Below are 19,307 nucleotides of genomic sequence, written 5' to 3' on the forward strand. Positions count from 1 at the left end.
GGTCAAGCGGCCTGCCTGACGCGGGGCACGGAGAACGCGCGGGCGCGAGGGACGTCGGGGACGATCACGCGCTGCGCCAGCAGGGTGGACAGGCCCCGTCGTCGGGGCTGCCGCCGTGCGAGTTCGGGCTCGCGGGCGACCTGCACACGGTAGGGGGGCTTTCTGGACGAACCGTGGCAGGACCCTGGGCGTGCGGTGTATGCGCTCGCATCCTTCCCCGCGTCGAACCCATCCCGCGAGACTGCATCTCCGTCACGAGATCACCGTCATTACCCGTGATCTCGTGCGCGAGATGCAGTCTCGCGGCCCTGAGAGCGGACGCCGCGCGGATGCGCGGCTAGCCGATGAGGGAGGGGGCCAGGTCGCGGAGGGTGCGCTTGTGCGTCATCCGTGTGACACCCAGCGCGGCGAGCACCAGGGCGCCCAGCATCCAGGTGAGGAGCACGGTGATGTCGCTGCCGATCCGGGCGATGTCACCGCCGTACATGAGCTGTCTCATCGCGTCGACGACGAAGCCCATCGGCAGCACGTGATGCAGCCCCGTCAGCGGTGCCGGGAGCGTCTGCCATGGGAACGTCCCGCCCGCCGTCACGAGCTGCAGGACCATGAGCACGAGACCCAGGAACTGGCCGACCGACCCGAACCACACGTTCAGCGCCAGGATGATCGCCGCGTACGTCAGCGAGGCGAGCACCATGATGCCGAGCGTCGCGAGCGGGTTCGCGAACGTGAAGCCGAGCGCGAGCGACAGCACGCCGAACAACGCGATCATCTGGATGCCGCCCAGAAGTCCCGGTGTCAGCCACCCCGCCAGGGTGATGCGGACGGGGGAGTGCAGCGCCGTGACCGCCCGGCGCGAGATCGGCTTCACGATCAGGAACAGCGCGTAGATGCCGATCCAGCCCGCGAGCGAGGCGAAGAAGGGGGCGAGCCCCGCGCCGTAGTCCGCCGCCGCCGCGACCTTGCTCGATTCCACATCCACGGGATCGGCGATCGTGTCGGCCTGCTTTTCGCGCAGCGCCGCGTCGGAGTCGGGGATCTGCGCCACGCCGTCGGCGAGCCCGCTCGAGAGCTGATCCGCGCCGTCGTCCAGCTGGGCCAGACCAGAGGTGAGCGTGCCGGTGCCGTCGCGGAGCGCGGCCGCACCGTCGGCCGCGGACGCTGCGCCGTCGGCGAGCTGCGCCGCCCCGCTCGCAAGACTCGCCGCTCCCTGCGACACCTGCGCAGCGCCGGCGTTCAGCCGGTCGATCTGACTCACGGCGGACTGCACCCGGTCGTTCGCGGACGACACGTCGCCGCCGAGGGTGTCGAGTCGCGCGAGCACGGCGTCGATCTCGTCGGGAGTGAGCCCGCGCGCGGCGAGCTCGTCGGCGATCGCGGAGCGGATGGCGGGCAGATCGTTCACCAGGCCCTGCGATGCCGAGGCCGCGCGGTCGGCGTATCCGTCGAGCGTCGCCGTGCCCGCCGCCACCTGGCTCGCGCCGTCGGCGAGCTGCGACGCTCCGCCGGCGAGTTGGGAGGCGCCGGAGGAGAGCTGGGCCGTCCCGTCGGCGAGCTGGGAGGCGCCGTCGCCGAGCTTCTGGGATCCTGCCAGAGCGGATGCTGCGCCGTCGGCCAGCTGGGAGGCGCCGTCGGCCGCGGTGACGAGATTGCCCCGGATGTCGCTGATCGCCGTCAACAGACGGTTCGCGGCCTGGGTGCCGACCAGCTTGGCCACCGAGGCGCGGATCTTCTCGATCGCCTGGGAGCCGATCGTGGAGGCGAGGTAGTTGTTCGCGTCGTTGGTCGACAGCTCCAGCCCCGCCTGGCGCGGCGAGGTCCCGGCAGCCGACTGCAGGGCGTCGGAGAAGTCGGCCGGGATCGTGACGGTGAAGTCCACGGCGCCGTGCTTCAGGGCGTCCTGGGCGCCCTCGGCGCTCATCCGCTGCCAGTCGAACGTGCCGTCCTTCACGAGGTTGTCCGCGACCTCGTCGCCGTAGTTCGTGGTCTCGCCGTTCTCGGTCACGCCCGCATCCAGCACGACGAGACCGACGGGCACCTGGTCGAGGCGGCCGTACGGATCCTGGTTGGCCCACAGGTACAGGCCGCCGTAGAGCACCGGCACGCACATGAGGGCGATCAGGGCGATGACCGACATCTTCGTGGACGTCAGTCGGCGCAGTTCCGCCGTGATCATCGCGGGAACCTTCATCGCGCCACCTCCGCCTCATCCATCTCGGCCCGCTCGGCGCGGCCCGCGAGAACCGCACCGGCCGCCTGGCCGGCGATCACCAGCACGGCGAGTCCGCGGCCGGCGAACTCCTCCGCGAGCTCCCACCACACGCGCGGATCGCCGCCGTGTCGGTCGGGGGAGACGAGTACGAGGGCCTCCACATCCGGACGCAGCACGCTGAGCTCCAGCAGGATGCGCAACCGATCGGCGGGAGCGACGTCGGCGATGGGGGTGCGCGAGATCTCCAGCAGGCCGGCCTCGGTGAGCCACGCCTTCGTCGCGATCGGGTTCGAGGGTCTCCCCGCGAACATGAGCTCCTCGGACACGACCGTGAACACCGTGACGTTGGGAGCGGGATCCGACACGTCGGGCGCGTCGACGAGGGCGACCTTGCGGCGCACCGCGGAGTTGTCCTCCGCGCCGCCGATCAGCACGACTCCGGTGTCGGGCCGCATGCGCCCGCTCGCGATGAGTCCCAGAACCGTGGGGCGCTGCTCGGTCTCCGCGGTCGCGAGTCTCGCGCTCCCGCTCTCGTAAGCGAGCGACACGGGCGCCAGCGCCTGGCCGCCACGCCCCTTGCTGACGGTGATCGCCTCGACGCGCATCAGTCCTCCTCCGCGAGCTCGGGGTGGGTCTCGAGCAGCGCGTCCGTCTCGCGCCAGGAGAGTCCGGCGATACTGAGCACGGTACGCACCGCGAGGCCGCGCGCGTGAGAACTCGCCGCATCGATACGGGTGATCACCATGCGCGCCGCCTCCTCGATGAGTCGCGCGAGCGTCGCTGCGGTCAGGTCCGTGCGCAGCGTCCCGGCATCCTGTCCCTCGCGCACGATCGCCATCAGGCGGCGACGCACGGGGGCGAGGATGTAGGCGGTCTGCTCGATGTGCGCGTCGTCGAGCGCGAGGGATGCGGCGACCTGCACCTGCGCGGCCTCGTCCCAGAGGCGAGCCGTCAGTCGAGCGAGAGCGAGGGGCGCCGGCTCGTCGGTGATCGTCTCGGCAGCGAGGGCGTTGAAACGCTCAGCCCCGGAGCGGACGAGTTCGGCCACGAGGGCGCCGCGGTCGGGGAAGTGGCCGTACACGGCGCGGCGGCTGACGCCTGCAGCCTCGGCGATCGAGGCGATGGAAGCGTGCGGATCGCGCGCGATCAGAGAAGTGGCGGCCTCGACGAGCGCCGCGCGGTTGCGCAGGGCGTCAGGGCGCGACGAAACAGCGGTGGGCATGACGGGAAGTCTACGCCCAAAACTGCACACTGGTGTGCAGTTTTTCGCTCAGTCGGTTCCGGAGTCGAAAGCGGAGGCCTCGTTGACCGCATCCGTCGCCTCGGCGAGATCCTCGCGCTCGGCGTCGTAGGGCTCCGCGTGCTCGACGATCTCGTCCGCGGCACCGCGCCGCAGCTCGCCCATCAGCGCGCCGGTCGCGCCGCCGATGAGCCCCAGACCCGCGTACTGCTCGAGACGTGCGCGCGAGTCCTGGATGTCCAGGTTGCGCATCGTGAGCTGCCCGATGCGGTCGGTGGGCCCGAACGCCGCGTCGCCCACGCGCTCCATCGACAGCTTCTCCGGTCCGTAGGACATGTGGGGAGCGGTCGTGTCGAGCACCGAGTAGTCCTCGCCGCGGCGCAGACGCAGGGTCACCTCGCCCGTGATGGAGGATCCGACCCATTTCTGGATCGACTCGCGCAGCATGAGCGACTGCGGCTCCAGCCAGCGCCCCTCGTACATCAGGCGGCCGAGACGGCGTCCCTGCTCGTGGTATGTCGCGAGGGTGTCCTCGTTGAGGATCGCGTTGACGAGACGCTCGTAGGCGATGAACAGCAGCGCCATGCCGGGCGCCTCGTAGATGCCGCGCGACTTGGCCTCGATGATGCGGTTCTCGATCTGGTCGCTCATGCCCAGGCCGTGACGTCCGCCGATGCGGTTCGCCTCGAACACGAGCTCGACCGGATCGGTGTACTCGACGCCGTTGAGGGCGACGGGGCGCCCGCGCTCGAAGGTGACCGTCACGTCCTCCGTGGCGATCTCCACGGCCGGGTCCCAGAACCGCACGCCCATGATGGGCTCCACGGTCTCCAGCGACACGTCGAGGTGCTCGAGCGTCTTGGCCTCGTGCGTCGCGCCCCAGATGTTCGCGTCGGTCGAGTACGCCTTCTCGGCGCTGTCACGGTACGGGAAGTCATGCGCGACGAGCCACTCGCTCATCTCCTTGCGACCACCCAGCTCGGTGACGAAGTCCGCATCCAGCCACGGCTTGTAGATGCGCAGCGCGGGGTTGGCGAGCAGGCCGTAGCGGTAGAACCGCTCGATGTCGTTGCCCTTGTAGGTGGAACCGTCGCCCCAGATGTCGACGCCGTCCTCCTTCATGGCGCGAACCAGGAGGGTCCCCGTCACCGCACGGCCGAGGGGCGTCGTGTTGAAGTAGGTGCGTCCGCCGCTGCGGATGTGGAAGGCGCCGCAGGCGAGCGCCACGAAGCCCTCCTCGACCAGCGCGGTCTTGCAGTCGACCAGCCGCGAGACCTCCGCGCCGTACTGCAGTGCACGGCCCGGGATCGACGCGATGTCGTCCTCGTCGGGCTGGCCGAGGTCTCCCGTGTAGGTGCAGGGTACGGCGCCCTTGTCGCGCATCCACGCGACGGCGACGGAGGTGTCGAGGCCTCCGGAGAACGCGATGCCGACGCGCTCGCCGACGGGCAGGGACTGCAGGACCTTGGACATGCTCTCGATTCTACTGAGCCGACGGATGCGGCCCGTGCCGCCGGGTGCTGTGGACTGTCGTCCTGTGCCGTGCTGCGAGCTCCGACTACTCGCCGAATGCGCACACGTTCACCGAGTGCGCATTCGATCGGATGCTCGGTCGGCGAAAGGATGCTCGCTCGACGCTGAATGGACCCGGCGGCCGCGCTCAGCCGACGGTCACGCCCGTGATGGTGACCGGGGTCTTGGGCTTCCCGTCGCCGCCGCCGCTGTCGGTGCCGGCTGCGGCGATCTGCTGCACGACGGCGATGCCGGCCGCATCCATCTGCCCGAACACCGTGTAGTCCGGATCCAGGCGGGTGTCCTCGTAAACGAGGAAGAACTGCGAGCCGTTCGTGCCGGGGCCGGCGTTGGCCATGGCGACGGTTCCGGCGGGGTACGTCTCGGATCCGTCGAGCTCGTCGCCATAGCGGTAGCCGGGTCCGCCCATTCCGGTCGCTGTGGGATCGCCGCACTGCAGGACGAAGATGCCGGAGGTCGTGAGCCGGTGGCAGTTCGTGTCGGTGTAGTAGCCCTGGGTGGCGAGGGAGACGAAGCTGTTCACCGTGCAGGGGGTGCGGTCCGCATCCATGCCGATCGGGATGTCGCCCGCGGAGGTCTGCAGCGTCACCGCGACGGTGCCGGTGACCGCGGGCTCGGTCGGCGGTGCGGTCACGTCGCGTGCGGCGGCGCCACCGGCGGAGTAGGTGCAGGTACCGGCCGTCTCTGTTGCAGCAGACGGGGCCGTGCTCTGGGCGGTGAGGGCGGGGGCGGGGGCCGCGCTCGCGCACCCGGCAAGGAGGGCGAGGGCGGCGACGGCGAGGGGGAGAGCGAGGAGTCGGGCACGCATGCAGTCAGCGTATCCGTGCGCATGGGATTCGCGATGTGGCCCTCGTGGATCCGGCCAGGGTGCTCCGCCGTCGCGGGGTGCGGTGTGGGCGGGACGCCGGATGCGAACTGCCACACTTCTGCGCACCCGCCACAGTTGTTCTCAGGCGCGGGTGCGCAAAAGTGTGGCGTTTGCGCACCCGCGACGCAACTCGGGCAAAGGGGGTGACCGGTGCGCGGGGTCAGCGGGGGAGGCGGGGGACCGCGGCGACCAGCTCGCGGGCGTAGGGGGTCTCGGCGGCGGTGAGGATGCGGGCGGTCGGCGCCTCCTCCACGACACGGCCGTGCTGCAGCACCACCGTCCGCTCGCACAGGGCGGCGACGGCACCGAGGTCGTGCGAGACCATCATCAGGGCGAGGCCCGTCTCCTCGCGCAGGCGGGCGAGGAGCTCGATGACCTGCACGCGTGTGGTCACATCCAGCGCGCTCACCGGCTCGTCGGCGAGGAGCACGCGCGGACGCGACACGATCGCCCGGGCGATCGCGATGCGCTGGCGCTGGCCGCCCGAGAACTCGTGCGGATAGCGCTCGAGGGTGTCCGGGGACAGCCCCACGGCGGCGACCGACTCGGCGACGCGGGCGGCCGCATCCGCTCCCGCCGCGAGGCCCAGCGAGCGCAGCGGCTCCCCGACGATCCGATCGATGCGCTGACGTGGATCGAGCGATGAGTACGGGTCCTGGAAGACGGGCTGCACGCTCGCGCGGAACCGCCGCATGAGCGCGCGATCGCGCAGGACGAGGGGCGCGTCGTCGAAGCGCACCTCGCCGTCGCGCGGACGCGACAGTCCCAGCAGCAGGCGCAGGATCGTGGACTTGCCCGCGCCCGACTCGCCCACGAGGCCCACGGACTCGCCGGCGCCGACGGAGAGCGACACGTCTTCGAGAACGGTCTGCGACCCGTACGCGAACCCGGCCGTGCGAAGCTCCAGCACGCTCATCGCGCACCCCCTTCGTCCCGCGGACCCGCGTCGAGGGCCGTGTCGAGGATGCGTGCACTGCCGATCAGCTGCGCCGTGTACGGGTGCGCGGGCTCGGTGAGCACCGACGCCACCGTCCCCTGTTCGATCATCGAGCCCTGGCGCAGCACGATCACACGCTCGGCCATACGGGAGATCACCGCGAGGTCGTGACTGATGAACAGCAGTGCCATCCCGCGGTCGGCGACCAGGCGCTCGAGCAGCGCGAGCACGCCGTCCTGCACCGTGACGTCCAGGGCCGTGGTCGGCTCATCCGCGATCAGCAGACGCGGCTGAGCCGCCAGCGCGATCGCGATGGCGATGCGCTGACGCTGACCGCCCGACAGCTCGTGCGGGTACGCGCGAGCGATGCGGGAGTCGGGTAGGGCGACCTCCGCCAGTGCCGCGGCGACGGCATCGCGCAGCGCCGCGCCGCGGAGCCCCCGCCAGCGCCGCAGCGGCTCGGCGATCTGATTCCCCACCCGCATCAGCGGGTCGAGGGCGGTCAGCGGCTCCTGGAACACGATCTGCGCGACGGGGCCCCGCAGGCTCCGCAGGTCCGCATCCCGCGTGCCGACGACCTCCCGGTCGTCGAGCCGGATCGAACCGGATGCGGACAACGCCTGCGGCAGCAGACCCAGCACCGCGAGGGCGGTGAGCGACTTTCCGGATCCGGACTCGCCGATCACCCCGACGCGCTCGCCGGGCGCGACCTCGAACGAGATGTCGCGTACGGGCGTGACATCGCCGGCGCGCACCGACAGTCCGGCCACCGAGAGAAGGCTCATCGCGACCTCCGACGGGTCGGGTCGGTCCACTCGCGCAGTCCGTCGGCGAGGAAGTTGATGCCCAGCACGAGCGCCACGATCGCGATGCCGGGCGCGATGGCCCCCACGGGTGCGGTCAGCACGGTGCCCTGCGCCTCCTGCAGCATGCGCCCCCACGATGCGTTGGGCGGCGGGGCCCCGAGACCGAGGTACGACAGGCTCGCCTCCGCGAGCACCGCGATGCCGAACTGCAGCGCGAGGCTCACGAGCAGCGTCGGCGCGATGTTGGGCAGGACGTGCTGGCGGATGATGCCTCCCAGGCGCGTCCCGCTCGTGCGTGCCGCGATCACGTACTGCTCGCCGAGGACGCGGCGCGCAAGGATGCGGGTCAACCGGGCGACCACGGCCGACATCGCCAGCCCGATCGCGAGGATCGCCGAGAACAGCGACGGGCCCTGTACGGCGACCACGAGCATCGCGAGCAGCAGGACGGGGAACGCGATCACCACGTCGAGAGCGGCCGAGAGCGTGTCGTCGAGCCACGGGCGGGCGAACGCGGCCACGAGCCCCAGCGAGATCCCGATCACGGCGGCGATCAGCACCGCGCCCGCCCCGACCGTCAGAGCGATGCGGGCGCCCACCATGAGCTGGCTCAGCAGGTCGCGCCCCAAGCGGTCGGTGCCGAGCAGGTGCGCGGGGCCCGGCGGTTCGAGCCGGTCGCCGCTGATGTCGCTCAGCGGATACGGCAGCCAGACGAGCGAGACGATCGCGGTGAGCACGACGAGTCCCACCAGCACGATCCCGATGATCAGGGTGGCGTGCGGCCGGCGCCGCCGGACGGATGCGGTGGCCACCGCATCCGTCCGCGCCTTCAGCTCCGCGCCGCTCATCGGTTGCCCGAGACGCTCGTGCGCAGGCGCGGGTCGATCAGACGCTGCACCACGTCGGCGGCGAAACCGACGAGGAGCACGAACAGGGTGCTGACCACGAGGACGCCCTGGATGTTGGCGAAGTCGTGCTGCTCGATACCGGTGAGCAGCATGCTGCCGAGCCCCGGCAGCGTGAAGACGCTCTCCACGACGACGGCGCCCAGCAGGGTCGTGGAGAGCTCGATACCGAGCACGGCGACGACCGGCACGGCGCCGTTTCGCACCCCGTGACGCAGGAGCGCCTCGGCGCGGGAGGCGCCGCCCGCCCGGGCGGTCCGCAGGTAGTCGCTGCCGAGCACGTCGAGGGTCGCGGCGCGCACGTAGCGACTGAGCGACGCGCTCATCACGATCGCGATCGTGATGACCGGCAGCGTCAGCGAGCGGAGGGCGTCGGCGGGATCCTCCCAGTCGCGGCGGGGGAATCCTCCCGAGGGAAGCAAGCCCAGTTGGAGGGCGAAGATCCACACCAGGATGACGCCGACCCAGAACACCGGAACCGCCACCCCGAGCTGCGCGAACCCCGACAGCACGATGCCGTACCAGCGGTCGGCCTTCACCGCGGCGGTGATGCCCACGATGAGCGAGACGACGAGCGCCAGGCCGAAGGCGAGCAGGGTGAGCGGAAGCGTGATCGCCAGCCGCGCCGCGACCTCGTCGCCGACCGACCGGGACGAGATGTACGACTCGCCGAGGTCGAGGCGCAGCAGCTGCGCGGCCCAGGTCGCGAACTGCTGGACCAGTGGCTGGTCGGAGCCGACCTGGGCGCGGGCGGCAGCGATCTGCTCCGGGGTCGCATCCACCGAGAGCAGGGCATTGGCGGGGTCGCCGGGCAGCAGTCGCAGCAGGACGAAGATGACGACCATGGCGACGACGAGGGAGACCGCGAGGAACGCGGCCCGACGCAGCAGATAGACGACCATGGGGTTCACCGGGAATGGATGATGCCGCCGACCCGGTCGGTCGGCGGCATCATCCGTCGATCAGGACTTGACGATGTCGTAGGCGAAGAACTGCGAGTTCAAGCCGTTGACCGGGTACCCGCTGACGTCGCTGGAGGCGACGACGATCTGCGGGTAGAGGTACAGCCACACGCTAGCCGCATCGGCCGCGATCTGCTCGTTGACCTGCTTGAGCAGCGAGGTCTGCTCGTCGACGGTCGTGGCCTGCTCTGCCTCGGACACCCACTGGGTCACCTGCGCGTTGTCGTAGCCCCAGTAGAAGTCCGGGTTGCCGTACCAGACCACGTCGCGGTCGTTCACGTGCTCCTGCAGGGTGGCGGTGAAGTCGCGGTCCTTGAAGACCTTCGTGTACCACTCGTCGGCGCTGATCGTGTTGATCTCGACCGTGATGCCGACCTCCGCCAGCTGCGACTGCAGGAACTCCGCCACGGCGGGATGCGGGTCGTAGCTCGGGGTGTCGAGGGTGAAGGTGAAACCGTCGGCGTAGCCGGCCTGTGCGAGAAGCGTCTTGGACAGCGCCGGGTCGTAGGGGTTCACGCCGGTGAGGTCCTCGTACCAGGGGTCGGTGGGCGGGACCATCGAGCCGATGAGGGTGCCGTAGTCGCCCCAGATTGAGGTCAGCAGCTTCTTCGTGTCGATGGCCGAGTAGACGGCCTTGCGCACGTCGACGTTGTCGAACGGGGCGACGCGGTCGTTGAAGGCGAGCAGCTCCTTCGTGGTCGAGGTGCCCTCGCTCACGACGTAGTCGCTGTTGCCGTCGAACTGCGCCAGCTGGTCGGGGCCCTGGATGCTGGTGATGAGGTCGATCTCGCCCGTCAGCAGCGCGTTGTTCTCGGCCGTCGCATCGGTGAAGTAGGTGAAGACGACCTCGGCGTTCTTCGCGGGGCTGCCCCAGTAGTCGTCGAAGCGCTTCAGGGTCAGTGTGCTGCCCTGCTTCCACTCGTCGAGCGTGTACGGGCCGGTGCCGTCCTCGGTCGTGGTCAGATCGCCCGCCTCGGTGTTGACGATCCACACGTAGCTCAGGTTGTAGAGGAACGAGATCGAGCGCTGCGACAGCGTGAACACGACCGTGTTCTCGTCGGGGGTAGCGATGTCCGCGATCGGGCCGAAGCTCGACTTGCGTGCCGACTTCGAATCGTCGGCGAGGACGGCCTCGACGCTCGCCTTGACGTCGGCCGAGGTCAGCTTCTTGCCGGAGTGGAACTCGACGCCCTCGCGCAGCGTGATCGTGTAGGTCAGGCCGTCGTCGCTGACCTCTTCGGACTCGGCGAGCAGCGGCTCCACCTGGCCGTCGTCGGTGAGCTTGTACAGCCCCTCGTAGACGTTGCCGTTGAAGGCCTCGGTCACGCCCTGACCGCCGCCCTGCGTGTTGCTCAGGTTCTGCGGCTCGTACAGCGAGCCGATCACGATCGTGGCGTCGTCGGCGTTCTCGGCCGTGCCGGAACCGGCGGCGCAGCCGGCCAGCAGCAGGGCTGCAGCAGCGGCGGCCGTCACGGCGAGCAGAGGTCTTCTCATGCGGGGATACTCCAGGGTGCTGTGGGTGGGGGTCGGGATGCTGTGCGTCGCCGCGTCAGACGGCGTAGATGTCGAAGCCGTCGCGGAAGACGACGGACTTCTCGCCCGCGCGCACCGGAACCTCGAATCGGTTGGATGCGGGCGGAAGCGGGCAGTTGTACTGCGCGGAGAATCCGCACGGCGGTACGAAGGCGCGGTTGAAGTCGAGCACGACGGCGTGCGGGTCGCCCTCGACGTGTTGCACGAACAGGAACCGACCGGGCCCGTAGGTCTCCACGCCGTTGGTGGTGTCGCCGAACACGAGCAGCAGCTTCCCGCCGTCGTCGAAGGCGGCGAGGGAGCGCTCCACCCCGCCGATCGTCGCGGTGATGTCGCCCGGCACGATGAGATCGCGGGTGCCGCCGTTGTCGCGGATGTGCTCGAACGGCACGGTTCGCGAGGCCTCCACCGGGCGGAACGTGCCGTCGATGACCCAGTCCGGGTCGTAGTCGTAGGTGTCGATGCGCTCGAACGCGCCGATCGCGGGGGATGCCGCATCCCAGAACCGCAGACCGTGCTGCGGCTCACCGGTGTCGATGTCGGTGCGCTCGACCTCGGTCACCTGCACGGTGGGCGCGGCCGACGCCTGCGCGGCGCCGAGATCGGTGCGAGCACCGGTCCAGCGTGTCTCGACGAGGGCGAGGTTCCCGGTGGGGGCGGCGACGGCGCGTTCGCGCGCGGCGTGCCAGCGGGCGTGGTCTTCACGGGCGGACATGATGCGTCCATTCTCGGAACTCGGGGGCGTGGTGCCCAATCGGGCGTCACGGAAGGCAATGCGCCGGGCGATCGGGATATTCCCCGCGCGCTCGCGCGAGACCGGCTCGATAGACTGCCCGGAGACCTCCCGCTCGGTGGGGTCGCGTCTTCCGGTGCCGTCAGGTGCCGTCACCAGCCACCCGATTCGAGGGAGCCACCCATGCCAGGCATCGTGATCGTCGGCGTCCAGTGGGGCGACGAGGGCAAGGGCAAGGCCACCGATCTGCTCGGCTCGCGCACCGACTGGGTCGTCAAGTTCAACGGCGGCAACAACGCCGGGCACACGGTGGTGATCGGCGACGAGAAGTACGCCCTGCACCTGCTGCCGTCCGGCATCCTCTCGCCCGGCGTGAACGCCGTCATCGGCAACGGCGTCGTCGTCGACCTCGAGGTGCTCTTCTACGAGCTCGAGGCACTCCAGGCGCGCGGCGTCGACACGTCGCGCCTGCGCGTCAGCGCCAACGCGCACGTGATCACGCAGTACCACCGCACGCTCGACAAGGTCACCGAGCGCTTCCTGGGCAAGCGTCAGATCGGCACCACCGGTCGCGGCATCGGCCCCGCCTACGCCGACAAGATCAACCGCGTCGGCATCCGCATCCAGGACCTGTTCGACGAGAACATCCTGCGTCAGAAGGTCGAGGGCGCCCTCGATCAGAAGAACCACCTGCTCGTGAAGGTGTTCAATCGTCGCGCCATCACGGTCGACGAGATCGTGGAGGACCTGCTCTCGTATGCGGAGCGGCTGCGCCCCATGGTCTGCGACACCGGACTGCTGCTGAACGACGCGCTGGATGCGGGAGACGTCGTCGTCTTCGAGGGCGGCCAGGCCACGATGCTCGACGTCGACCACGGCACGTACCCCTTCGTCACCTCCTCGTCGGCGACCGCCGGCGGCGCCGCGACCGGTTCGGGTGTCGGCCCCAACCGGCTCGACCGGATCGTCGGCATCGTCAAGGCGTACACGACGCGCGTCGGGTCCGGGCCCTTCCCGACGGAGCTGTTCGACGAGCAGGGCGAGTGGCTGCGTTCGCGCGGGTTCGAGTTCGGCACCACGACGGGCCGTCCGCGCCGGGTCGGCTGGTACGACGCTCCCATCACCCGCTACGCCACGCGCATCAACGGCATCACCGACCTCGTGCTCACCAAGCTCGACATCCTGACCGGTCTCGAGCAGATCCCGGTCTGCGTCGCCTACGACGTCGACGGCGTGCGGTTCGACGAGGTTCCGGTGAACCAGACCGAGTTCCACCATGCCAAGCCGATCCTCGAGTACCTGCCGGGCTGGTCGGAGGACATCTCGACCGCGCGTACGTTCGAGGAGCTCCCGCAGACGGCGCAGGACTACGTTCTGGCACTGGAGCGTCTGAGCGGTACCCGCATCTCGGTGATCGGTGTGGGCGCAGCCCGTGACGCCGTCATCGTGCGCCACGACCTCGTCGACTGACGTGAGGCTGCTCACCGGCGGCTACGGCGCCGAGATGGACGGCATCGGCGAAGGCATCGGTGAACTGCATGCCGGCGCCGCCGACCAGTCGCTCGCGGGATCGGCGCTCGCCTTCGCCGGCGTGGTCGCTCCCGTCGACGGGTCGCCCTCCTGGGTCGCTCGACACCCCACCCTCGACGTGATCTACGCGGCTCTCGAGTCGGCGGGTGCGGTGCAGGCGTTCCGTCGCACGGGCGAGTCCCGCTACGAGCGTCTCGGTCCGCCGATCTCTGCGGGAGAGGCGGTCTGCCATATCGCCGTCGCGCCAGACGGCTCCTGGCTCATGGCGACGTGCTGGGGGGACGGCCGCGTCGTGCGGATGACGCTGGACGCCGCCGGGCGTCCGTCGCAGCCCTCTGTGGCACCGGCTCCCGTCGACCCGTATGCCGGTTCGGGAATGTCGGTGTCGACCGCCGTCGCCGAGGCCGCCGATGTGAGCCTCGAGGCGGCTGCTCGTGCCCTGCGCGAGGCTGCGGGCGAGGAGTACGCACACCTCATCCCGCACCTGGGGGAGTCGCGGGCGCCCGTCGCCCCCGAGCTCGAGACCCCCTTGTTGGAGCGCACGCCGCACGCCCACCAGAGCATCCTTCTTCCCGGCGGCGCGGTGGCCACCACCGACATGGGCTTCGATCTCGTGCGGTTCTGGCGCCCCTCCGGCGCCGGGATGCGCGCGGCGGGCCAGGTCGTGCTTCCCCGGGGCAGCGGCCCGCGCCACGGGGTGTGGCATCCGAGCGGTCATCTCTACGTCGTGGCGGAGCTCTCGCGCGAGGTGTTCGTTCTGGCGCCGGATGCGTCGGGCGCCTGGCGTCTGATCGGCGGCGTGCAGCTGGCCGGCACCCTCGACGGCGATACCGCTGCCGAGCTGGCCGCGTCTTCCGACGGCGCATTCCTCCTCGCCGGCGTGCGCGGCAGCAACACGCTCGCCACCGTGCGGGTGTCAGGCGCGGGGGAGCAGCTGCAGTTCGTCGCGCTCGCCGACAGCGGCGTGGACTGGCCGCGCCACCACGTCGTCTCCCGCGACACCGTGCTCGTCGCCGGTCAACGGTCGGACGAGGTCGCGGCCGTGTCGCTGGATCTTCGCACCGGCATCGCGGAGCGCGTGCGCTCGCGCGTGGCCGTGCCGTCCCCGACCTGCCTGCTGCCCATCCGCTGACGGGGGAGTTCCCGACCTCAGGCGTCGGGATGCAGTTTGGCGTCCTGCTTCGGGATGATGACCTGCTTCACGATGAGCAGCACCGACGCGGTGACGGGGATTGCGACGAGCGCTCCCAGCAGCCCGAGCAGTGTGCCGCCCACGAGCGCGCCGATCACCACGAGTGATCCCGGGATCGAGATCGTGCGGTTCATGACGCGGGGCGTGAGCAGGTATGCCTCCAGCTGCATGTAGACCAGATAGGCGATCGCGAACACGAGCGCACCCATCGGGCTCGCGAACAGGGCGAACACCGAGCCGATCACCCAGAACAGCACCGTTCCGACGAGGGGGATGAGGGTGATGCAGAACGCGACCACGGCGAACAGCTGCGGGAAGGGCAGGCCGAGCACCAGGAACATGATCAGCACGAACACCGCGTTGCACAGGGCCAGCACGACCATGCCGCGCAGGTATCCGCCGATGGAGTCCGCGATCTCCTCGGTGAGGGAGGCGACCTTGGTGCGCGAGTAGGCGGGTGCGAGCGAGAGGAGCGACTTCTTCATCGTCGGCAGGGAGGCCGTGAAGTAGAGGCTCAGGACCAGGACGATGATCCCGCCGGAGATCCCCGTGACGATCGAGACGCCGACCTTGAGCACGCCGCCGCTGATGGAGGCGATGTTGGTCGGGTTGGTGATGAAATCCTGCACGTGGCCAAGGATGTCGGGCAGGACGCTGCCGAACGTGTCGTGCAGCGATCGATAAAGGTCGCTCTGCTGGAACGTGGTGAAAAGCTGCGGCACCCCGTTCACGAACTCTGCGATCTGCTGCACCACGGTCGGGATGATGAGCAGCAGCACCCCGGCCAGCACGATCGCGAAGCCGACGAACACGATGACGATGCCCCAGACGCGTGCGACGCCGCGTTTCTCGAAGAATCGCACGAGCGGGTCGAGGCCGAGGGCGGCGAACAGCGCGAAAGCCACGTAGATCAGCACCGTGGACAGGTTCGAGACGGCGAGTCCCAGCACCAGTGCGAGCAGGCCGCCGAGGGTCACGAAGAACCCGAGGGCGAACGGGTGGTGCACGGCGCGCCAGCGAAGACCCGTGGCGGTGGGCGGGGCGGATGCGGGATCGACGGACCCAGCCGATTCATCGGTCATGACCACACTCTAGGGCGCGGCCCGCGCGGTAGTGTCGAGCGCGAGGAGGACGCCATGACCGAGCCCGTCGACCCGATCTCCACCCTCCAGGGGCTGCGCGCCAGCATCGACAACATCGATGCGGCGCTGACCTTCATGCTGGCGGAGCGTTTCCGCTGCACGAAGGCCGTCGGAGCACTGAAGGCGGAGCACGGCCTGCCTCCCTCCGACCCCGCTCGTGAGGAGCGACAGCTCGCGCGGCTGCGCAGTCTCGCGCTGCAGGCGGACCTCGACCCGGCGTTCGCCGAGAAGTGGTTCAACTTCGTCGTGGCCGAGGTGATCCGCCACCACGAGGCCGCCGCATCCGCCACCGACTGATCGCAGAGGCGCTCCCGGGCGCGGGAGCGCGACGATCACGGCGCTGCGCTCAGCCGGTCGGGCGTGTGCGCAGCGAGGCGCCGAGGCGGCGGACGACCTCCCGAAGCACCGGCGTAGGGGTCGCGAAGATGAGCCGCGCGAAACCGGTGCCGGCGGCACCGCACATGGTTCCCTCCGTGAGCTGGACGGATGCTTCCCGGTGGAAGAATTCGGCGGGCGCGTCGCCGAGGCCGGCGTCGCGGAAGTCGATCCATCCCACGTAGGTTCCCTCGGGTTCCGGCATCCATGCCCCCGGGATCTCCTCGGCCACGAGTTCCCGGAGGGCGTCCCTGTTGCGTTCGAGGTAGGGCACGAGCTCGGCGAGCCAGTCGTCGCCGCCACGGTAGGCCACGGCGTTGGCGACGGCGCCGAGATTGCTCGTGCCGTGGCCGGCGAACGGTCCGATCCTCGCCCAGGTCTCCCGGTCGACGTCGCTCGTGAGCACGAGTTGCGCGCACTTGAGTCCGGGCAGGTTCCAGGCCTTGGAGGCGCTCATCGCCGTGATCGTGTGCTGCGCGGCCGCCTCGGAGATCGACGCGTACGGGATGTGGGTCGACCCGCTGAAGACGAGCGGAGCCCAGATCTCGTCGGAGAACACGCGTCCGCCGTTGCGCTCGACGACCTCGGAGACGGCGACCAGCTCCTCGCGACTGAAGACGCGTCCCACCGGGTTGTACGGGTTGCACAGCAGCAGGAGGTTGCCGCCCTCGTCGAATGCGCGCTGGAGGGCGTCGAGGTCGAACTCGTAGCGGCCGTCACGGACGGCGAGCGGGACCTCGATGACCTCACGCCCCCGCATCGGCGGCACGAACAGGAACGGCATGTACGAGGGCGTCGGCACGATGATCTTGGAGTCCGGGGCCGAACAGTGCTCCATCGCGAGCTCGAGACCGACGATGACATCCGGCACACCCCACACATCCGATGCCGGAACCTGCCACCCGTAGCGGCGACCGACGAACTCCGCCGTCGCCTCCGAGAGATCGGCGGCCATGCCTCGGGGCATGTAGCCGAACGATCCCGCGTCGACCGCCCGGTGGAGCGCTTCGGTGATCCTGCGGTCGATGCCGAAGTCCATCTCCGCGACGAAGGCGCCCAGCGCGCCGTCCTCCGCCGACCACTTCGTGGCTCCGGTGGCCCGAAGCTGATCGACGGTGATGGCATCGATGCGTCGCGCGAAATCGCTCATGCTGTTCTCCTCGTTACGGGCGGATCCTGACTCCTATCCGGGATAGCGCCCCCTCCATCATCCGTCGTTCTCAGGGGGTGGCGCGCCGCAGCGTCGGGAAGGCGATGGCGGCCAGTACCACGGTGATCCCCGCGACCAGCAGCGTGATGCCGCCGAACCCGATCGACACGAACCAGTCGACGACCGACGGCCAGGCATCCATGCGCGTGACGGCGAACAGGGCGAGCACGATGACCGCGGCGATCGCGACGAGGGTGACGATCAGCCACAACGTGCCGAAGCGCTTGAAGATCGTCGCGCCCCAGAAGCCGGAGACGAAGAACAACATGGCGAGCACGAAGTAGAAGAGCCCCGCCAGCGCGGCTCCCGATTCCCAGATGACCCCGACGGCGAAGAAATAGCCGTTGAGCCCCCAGCCGCCGGTCGCCGTCTCGACGAGCCCGCCGATGACGAAGATCACGGCGAGCATGGCGGCGGTCAGCACCGCGGTCAGCATCGTGCCGAGAAAGAACTCGCGGCGGGTCACGCTCATCGCCTGCGAGAAGGGGAAGGTCATGGTCAGCGCCTGGGCGCCGATGACCGCGAAGTACCAGAGGGGAGCCTGCGCGCCCCCACCGTAGAAGGCGCCGGTCACCCCGGCGCTGAAGAGGATGCCGTAGACGGCGAGGCTGAGGGCGAACGCGCCGCCCAGCACGATGAGCGGGACCCACACGAAGGTCTGCTTGTTGGTCAGTTGCATGCGGACGACCTTGAGGATGCGGTTCATCGCACGGCTCCGTTCTCGAGAGCGGGGGATTCGACGCGCTGTGTGAGGCGCACGACGAGCTGTTGCAGGGACACGGGCGCGAGCTCGAGGCCCGCATCCCGCATGCGCGCGCGCTCGTCCGGGGTGAGCGCGCCGAGGACGGTGACGGATGCGACGCGGCCGAGGCTCTCGCGGTGCAGCACCTCTCGGCCGGCGACGAAGGCGTCGACCGCATCGGCGTCGCCGACGACACTCGTCGCGCGCTCGCGCAGCGCCTCGGTGTCCTCATCCAGCAGCACGCGACCGCCCTCGATCACGATGACCTTCTCGATGAGATTCGACACCTCGTCGATCAGGTGGCTCGACAGGATGATGGTGCGGGGGTGCTCGGCGTAGTCCTCGAGGAGGCGGTCGTAGAAGATCTGGCGGGCGACGGCATCCAGTCCGAGATACGGCTCGTCGAAGAAGGTGATCTCGGCGCGGGAGGCGATGCCGATGATGACGCCGACGGCGGAGAGCTGTCCGCGCGAGAGCTTCTTGATGCGCGTCTTCATCGGCAGGCGGAACTCGGCGATGAGCCGCTCGGCGAGCTCCTGGTCCCAGTTCGGGAAGAAGAGGCGGGCGATGCGGAACGCGTGAGCGGGGAGGGCGTCGTCGGGGTAGCGCTGGCTCTCACGGACGAAGCAGACCCGCGAGAGCACGTGGGCGTTCTCGTACGGGTTCTCACCGAAGACGCGCACCTCGCCGGAGGTGGCGAAGTTCTGCGCGGTCAGGATCGACATGATCGTCGTCTTGCCCGCTCCGTTGCGGCCGAGCAGGCCGTAGATGGCGTCCTTCTCGATCCGGAAGCTGACGTCGTCGATCGCGACGGTGTCGCGGTATCGCTTGGTCAGGGCGCTGACCTCGATCACGGCGGTCACGGGTTCTCTCCTTCGTTCGGGGTGTGGGCGGCGCGGTCCGTGATCAGATGGGTGATGTCCTCCGGGCCGAGTCCGAGCCGGCGGGCCTCGGCCAGCAGCGGCTCGACGAAGCGGTCGGCGAACGCGGTGCGGCGCTCGTTCAGGAGCACTTCGCGGGCGCCGGGGGCGACGAACATGCCCACTCCGCGGCGCTTGTAGAGCACTCCTTTGTCGACGAGCATGTTGACTCCTTTGGCGGCGGTGGCGGGATTGATGCGGTGGAACGCGGCGAGTTCGTTCGTCGACGGCGCCTGGTCCTCCTCGCGGAGACTGCCGTCGACGATCGCGTCTTCGACGCTCTCCGCGATCTGCAGGAAGAGCGGTTTGCCCTCTTCGATCACTGGATCCCCGTTCGGTGGTTCATTACTTGACTAACTAACCATGCAACAGGGCGTGTGGCGCTGTCAAGTAAGCGAATCGCGATTCCCACGTGCACGCGGCGGCGACGGCTGGTATCACGCGGGCGCGGTAGCGCGATCGTTCGG

At 69.7% G+C, this 19,307-nt stretch carries 19 protein-coding genes; 3 read left to right on the forward strand and 16 right to left on the reverse strand.

Annotated elements, in window-relative coordinates:
* Positions 1–337 precede the first annotated feature (337 nt).
* The 11 genes from LXM64_RS00400 to LXM64_RS00450 all read right to left on the reverse strand — a co-directional run bounded on the left by LXM64_RS00400 (position 338) and on the right by LXM64_RS00450 (position 11,711).
* Complete coding sequence (locus LXM64_RS00400) at positions 338–2,191, reverse strand: YhgE/Pip family protein (protein ID WP_234074148.1); 1,854 nt, start codon at positions 2,189–2,191, stop codon at positions 338–340.
* Complete coding sequence (locus LXM64_RS00405; protein WP_234074149.1) at positions 2,188–2,817, reverse strand: hypothetical protein; 630 nt, start codon at positions 2,815–2,817, stop codon at positions 2,188–2,190. Before LXM64_RS00405 ends, LXM64_RS00400 begins: the two co-directional genes overlap by 4 nt.
* Positions 2,817–3,434: a TetR/AcrR family transcriptional regulator gene (locus LXM64_RS00410; protein ID WP_234074150.1), complete on the reverse strand. Its 618-nt coding sequence runs from the start codon at positions 3,432–3,434 to the stop codon at positions 2,817–2,819. Before LXM64_RS00410 ends, LXM64_RS00405 begins: the two co-directional genes overlap by 1 nt.
* A 48-nt stretch (positions 3,435–3,482) precedes the next feature.
* Positions 3,483–4,925, reverse strand: coding sequence for an argininosuccinate synthase (gene argG, locus LXM64_RS00415; protein ID WP_137418449.1), 1,443 nt, complete (start codon positions 4,923–4,925; stop codon positions 3,483–3,485).
* Positions 4,926–5,112: 187 nt separating this feature from the next.
* Complete coding sequence (locus LXM64_RS00420; RefSeq protein ID WP_234074151.1) at positions 5,113–5,793, reverse strand: peptidylprolyl isomerase; 681 nt, start codon at positions 5,791–5,793, stop codon at positions 5,113–5,115.
* Between the two features lie 220 nt (positions 5,794–6,013).
* Complete coding sequence (locus LXM64_RS00425) at positions 6,014–6,769, reverse strand: ABC transporter ATP-binding protein (RefSeq protein ID WP_234074152.1); 756 nt, start codon at positions 6,767–6,769, stop codon at positions 6,014–6,016.
* Positions 6,766–7,575, reverse strand: coding sequence for an ATP-binding cassette domain-containing protein (locus tag LXM64_RS00430; protein WP_234074153.1), 810 nt, complete (start codon positions 7,573–7,575; stop codon positions 6,766–6,768). Before LXM64_RS00430 ends, LXM64_RS00425 begins: the two co-directional genes overlap by 4 nt.
* The gene (locus LXM64_RS00435) at positions 7,572–8,444 is read right to left on the reverse strand and encodes an ABC transporter permease (protein WP_234074154.1); all 873 of its coding nucleotides are present in this window, start codon (positions 8,442–8,444) and stop codon (positions 7,572–7,574) included. The genes LXM64_RS00430 and LXM64_RS00435 overlap by 4 nt, the downstream gene beginning before the upstream one ends.
* Positions 8,441–9,403, reverse strand: coding sequence for an ABC transporter permease (locus tag LXM64_RS00440; RefSeq protein WP_234075503.1), 963 nt, complete (start codon positions 9,401–9,403; stop codon positions 8,441–8,443). Before LXM64_RS00440 ends, LXM64_RS00435 begins: the two co-directional genes overlap by 4 nt.
* Before the next feature lie 60 nt (positions 9,404–9,463).
* On the reverse strand, positions 9,464–10,957 hold the full coding sequence (locus LXM64_RS00445; RefSeq protein WP_234074155.1) for an ABC transporter substrate-binding protein: 1,494 nt from the start codon (positions 10,955–10,957) through the stop codon (positions 9,464–9,466).
* A gap of 55 nt (positions 10,958–11,012) precedes the next feature.
* Positions 11,013–11,711, reverse strand: coding sequence for a DUF1684 domain-containing protein (locus tag LXM64_RS00450; RefSeq protein ID WP_234074156.1), 699 nt, complete (start codon positions 11,709–11,711; stop codon positions 11,013–11,015).
* 201 nt (positions 11,712–11,912) lie between these two features.
* On the opposite strand from LXM64_RS00450, the gene LXM64_RS00455 reads away from it, so the two are divergent.
* Together LXM64_RS00455 and LXM64_RS00460 are read left to right on the forward strand one after the other, a co-directional pair.
* Positions 11,913–13,199: an adenylosuccinate synthase gene (locus LXM64_RS00455; protein WP_137418441.1), complete on the forward strand. Its 1,287-nt coding sequence runs from the start codon at positions 11,913–11,915 to the stop codon at positions 13,197–13,199.
* A gap of 1 nt (position 13,200) precedes the next feature.
* Positions 13,201–14,391, forward strand: a complete 1,191-nt coding sequence (locus LXM64_RS00460; protein ID WP_234074157.1) for a lactonase family protein — start codon at positions 13,201–13,203, stop codon at positions 14,389–14,391.
* Between the two features lie 17 nt (positions 14,392–14,408).
* Here the strand turns inward: LXM64_RS00460 and LXM64_RS00465 are convergent, their stop codons facing one another.
* Positions 14,409–15,533 carry an AI-2E family transporter gene (locus LXM64_RS00465; protein ID WP_234074158.1) on the reverse strand — a complete coding sequence of 375 codons (1,125 nt, stop codon included), beginning with the start codon at positions 15,531–15,533 and terminating at the stop codon, positions 14,409–14,411.
* Positions 15,534–15,587: 54 nt separating this feature from the next.
* Between LXM64_RS00465 and LXM64_RS00470 the strand changes: the two genes are divergently transcribed.
* A complete protein-coding gene (locus LXM64_RS00470) occupies positions 15,588–15,890 on the forward strand; it encodes a chorismate mutase (RefSeq protein ID WP_234074159.1) in 303 nt (100 codons plus the stop codon).
* A gap of 49 nt (positions 15,891–15,939) precedes the next feature.
* Here the strand turns inward: LXM64_RS00470 and LXM64_RS00475 are convergent, their stop codons facing one another.
* From LXM64_RS00475 to LXM64_RS00490, 4 genes are all read right to left on the reverse strand, one after another.
* Complete coding sequence (locus LXM64_RS00475; RefSeq protein ID WP_234074160.1) at positions 15,940–17,118, reverse strand: MalY/PatB family protein; 1,179 nt, start codon at positions 17,116–17,118, stop codon at positions 15,940–15,942.
* 70 nt (positions 17,119–17,188) lie between these two features.
* Entirely contained in the window at positions 17,189–17,884 is a 696-nt protein-coding gene (locus LXM64_RS00480; protein ID WP_234074161.1) for a hypothetical protein, read from the reverse strand.
* Positions 17,881–18,783 (reverse strand): ABC transporter ATP-binding protein, encoded by a 903-nt coding sequence (locus LXM64_RS00485; protein WP_234074162.1) that lies wholly within the window; start codon positions 18,781–18,783, stop codon positions 17,881–17,883. The genes LXM64_RS00480 and LXM64_RS00485 overlap by 4 nt, the downstream gene beginning before the upstream one ends.
* Positions 18,780–19,163, reverse strand: a complete 384-nt coding sequence (locus tag LXM64_RS00490) for a GntR family transcriptional regulator (RefSeq protein WP_234074163.1) — start codon at positions 19,161–19,163, stop codon at positions 18,780–18,782. The genes LXM64_RS00485 and LXM64_RS00490 overlap by 4 nt, the downstream gene beginning before the upstream one ends.
* Positions 19,164–19,307: the final 144 nt, after the last annotated feature.

Source organism: Microbacterium binotii (genome assembly GCF_021398715.1).
Classification (GTDB): Bacteria; Actinomycetota; Actinomycetes; order Actinomycetales; family Microbacteriaceae; genus Microbacterium; species Microbacterium binotii_A.

Excerpts from the sequence above, each read along its gene's own strand:
- LXM64_RS00450 (WP_234074156.1), bottom strand. The coding sequence starts at position 11,711 with ATGTCCGCCCGTGAAGACCACGCCCGCTGGCACGCCGCGCGCGAACGC.
- LXM64_RS00430 (WP_234074153.1), bottom strand. The coding sequence starts at position 7,575 with ATGAGCCTTCTCTCGGTGGCCGGACTGTCGGTGCGCGCCGGCGATGTC.
- LXM64_RS00475 (WP_234074160.1), bottom strand. The coding sequence starts at position 17,118 with ATGAGCGATTTCGCGCGACGCATCGATGCCATCACCGTCGATCAGCTT.
- LXM64_RS00465 (WP_234074158.1), bottom strand. The coding sequence starts at position 15,533 with ATGACCGATGAATCGGCTGGGTCCGTCGATCCCGCATCCGCCCCGCCC.
- LXM64_RS00455 (WP_137418441.1), top strand. The coding sequence starts at position 11,913 with ATGCCAGGCATCGTGATCGTCGGCGTCCAGTGGGGCGACGAGGGCAAG.
- LXM64_RS00410 (WP_234074150.1), bottom strand. The coding sequence starts at position 3,434 with ATGCCCACCGCTGTTTCGTCGCGCCCTGACGCCCTGCGCAACCGCGCG.
- LXM64_RS00440 (WP_234075503.1), bottom strand. The coding sequence starts at position 9,403 with ATGGTCGTCTATCTGCTGCGTCGGGCCGCGTTCCTCGCGGTCTCCCTC.
- LXM64_RS00445 (WP_234074155.1), bottom strand. The coding sequence starts at position 10,957 with ATGAGAAGACCTCTGCTCGCCGTGACGGCCGCCGCTGCTGCAGCCCTG.
- LXM64_RS00400 (WP_234074148.1), bottom strand. The coding sequence starts at position 2,191 with ATGAAGGTTCCCGCGATGATCACGGCGGAACTGCGCCGACTGACGTCC.
- LXM64_RS00405 (WP_234074149.1), bottom strand. The coding sequence starts at position 2,817 with ATGCGCGTCGAGGCGATCACCGTCAGCAAGGGGCGTGGCGGCCAGGCG.
- LXM64_RS00470 (WP_234074159.1), top strand. The coding sequence starts at position 15,588 with ATGACCGAGCCCGTCGACCCGATCTCCACCCTCCAGGGGCTGCGCGCC.
- LXM64_RS00435 (WP_234074154.1), bottom strand. The coding sequence starts at position 8,444 with ATGAGCGGCGCGGAGCTGAAGGCGCGGACGGATGCGGTGGCCACCGCA.
- LXM64_RS00480 (WP_234074161.1), bottom strand. The coding sequence starts at position 17,884 with ATGAACCGCATCCTCAAGGTCGTCCGCATGCAACTGACCAACAAGCAG.
- LXM64_RS00425 (WP_234074152.1), bottom strand. The coding sequence starts at position 6,769 with ATGAGCGTGCTGGAGCTTCGCACGGCCGGGTTCGCGTACGGGTCGCAG.
- argG (WP_137418449.1), bottom strand. The coding sequence starts at position 4,925 with ATGTCCAAGGTCCTGCAGTCCCTGCCCGTCGGCGAGCGCGTCGGCATC.
- LXM64_RS00420 (WP_234074151.1), bottom strand. The coding sequence starts at position 5,793 with ATGCGTGCCCGACTCCTCGCTCTCCCCCTCGCCGTCGCCGCCCTCGCC.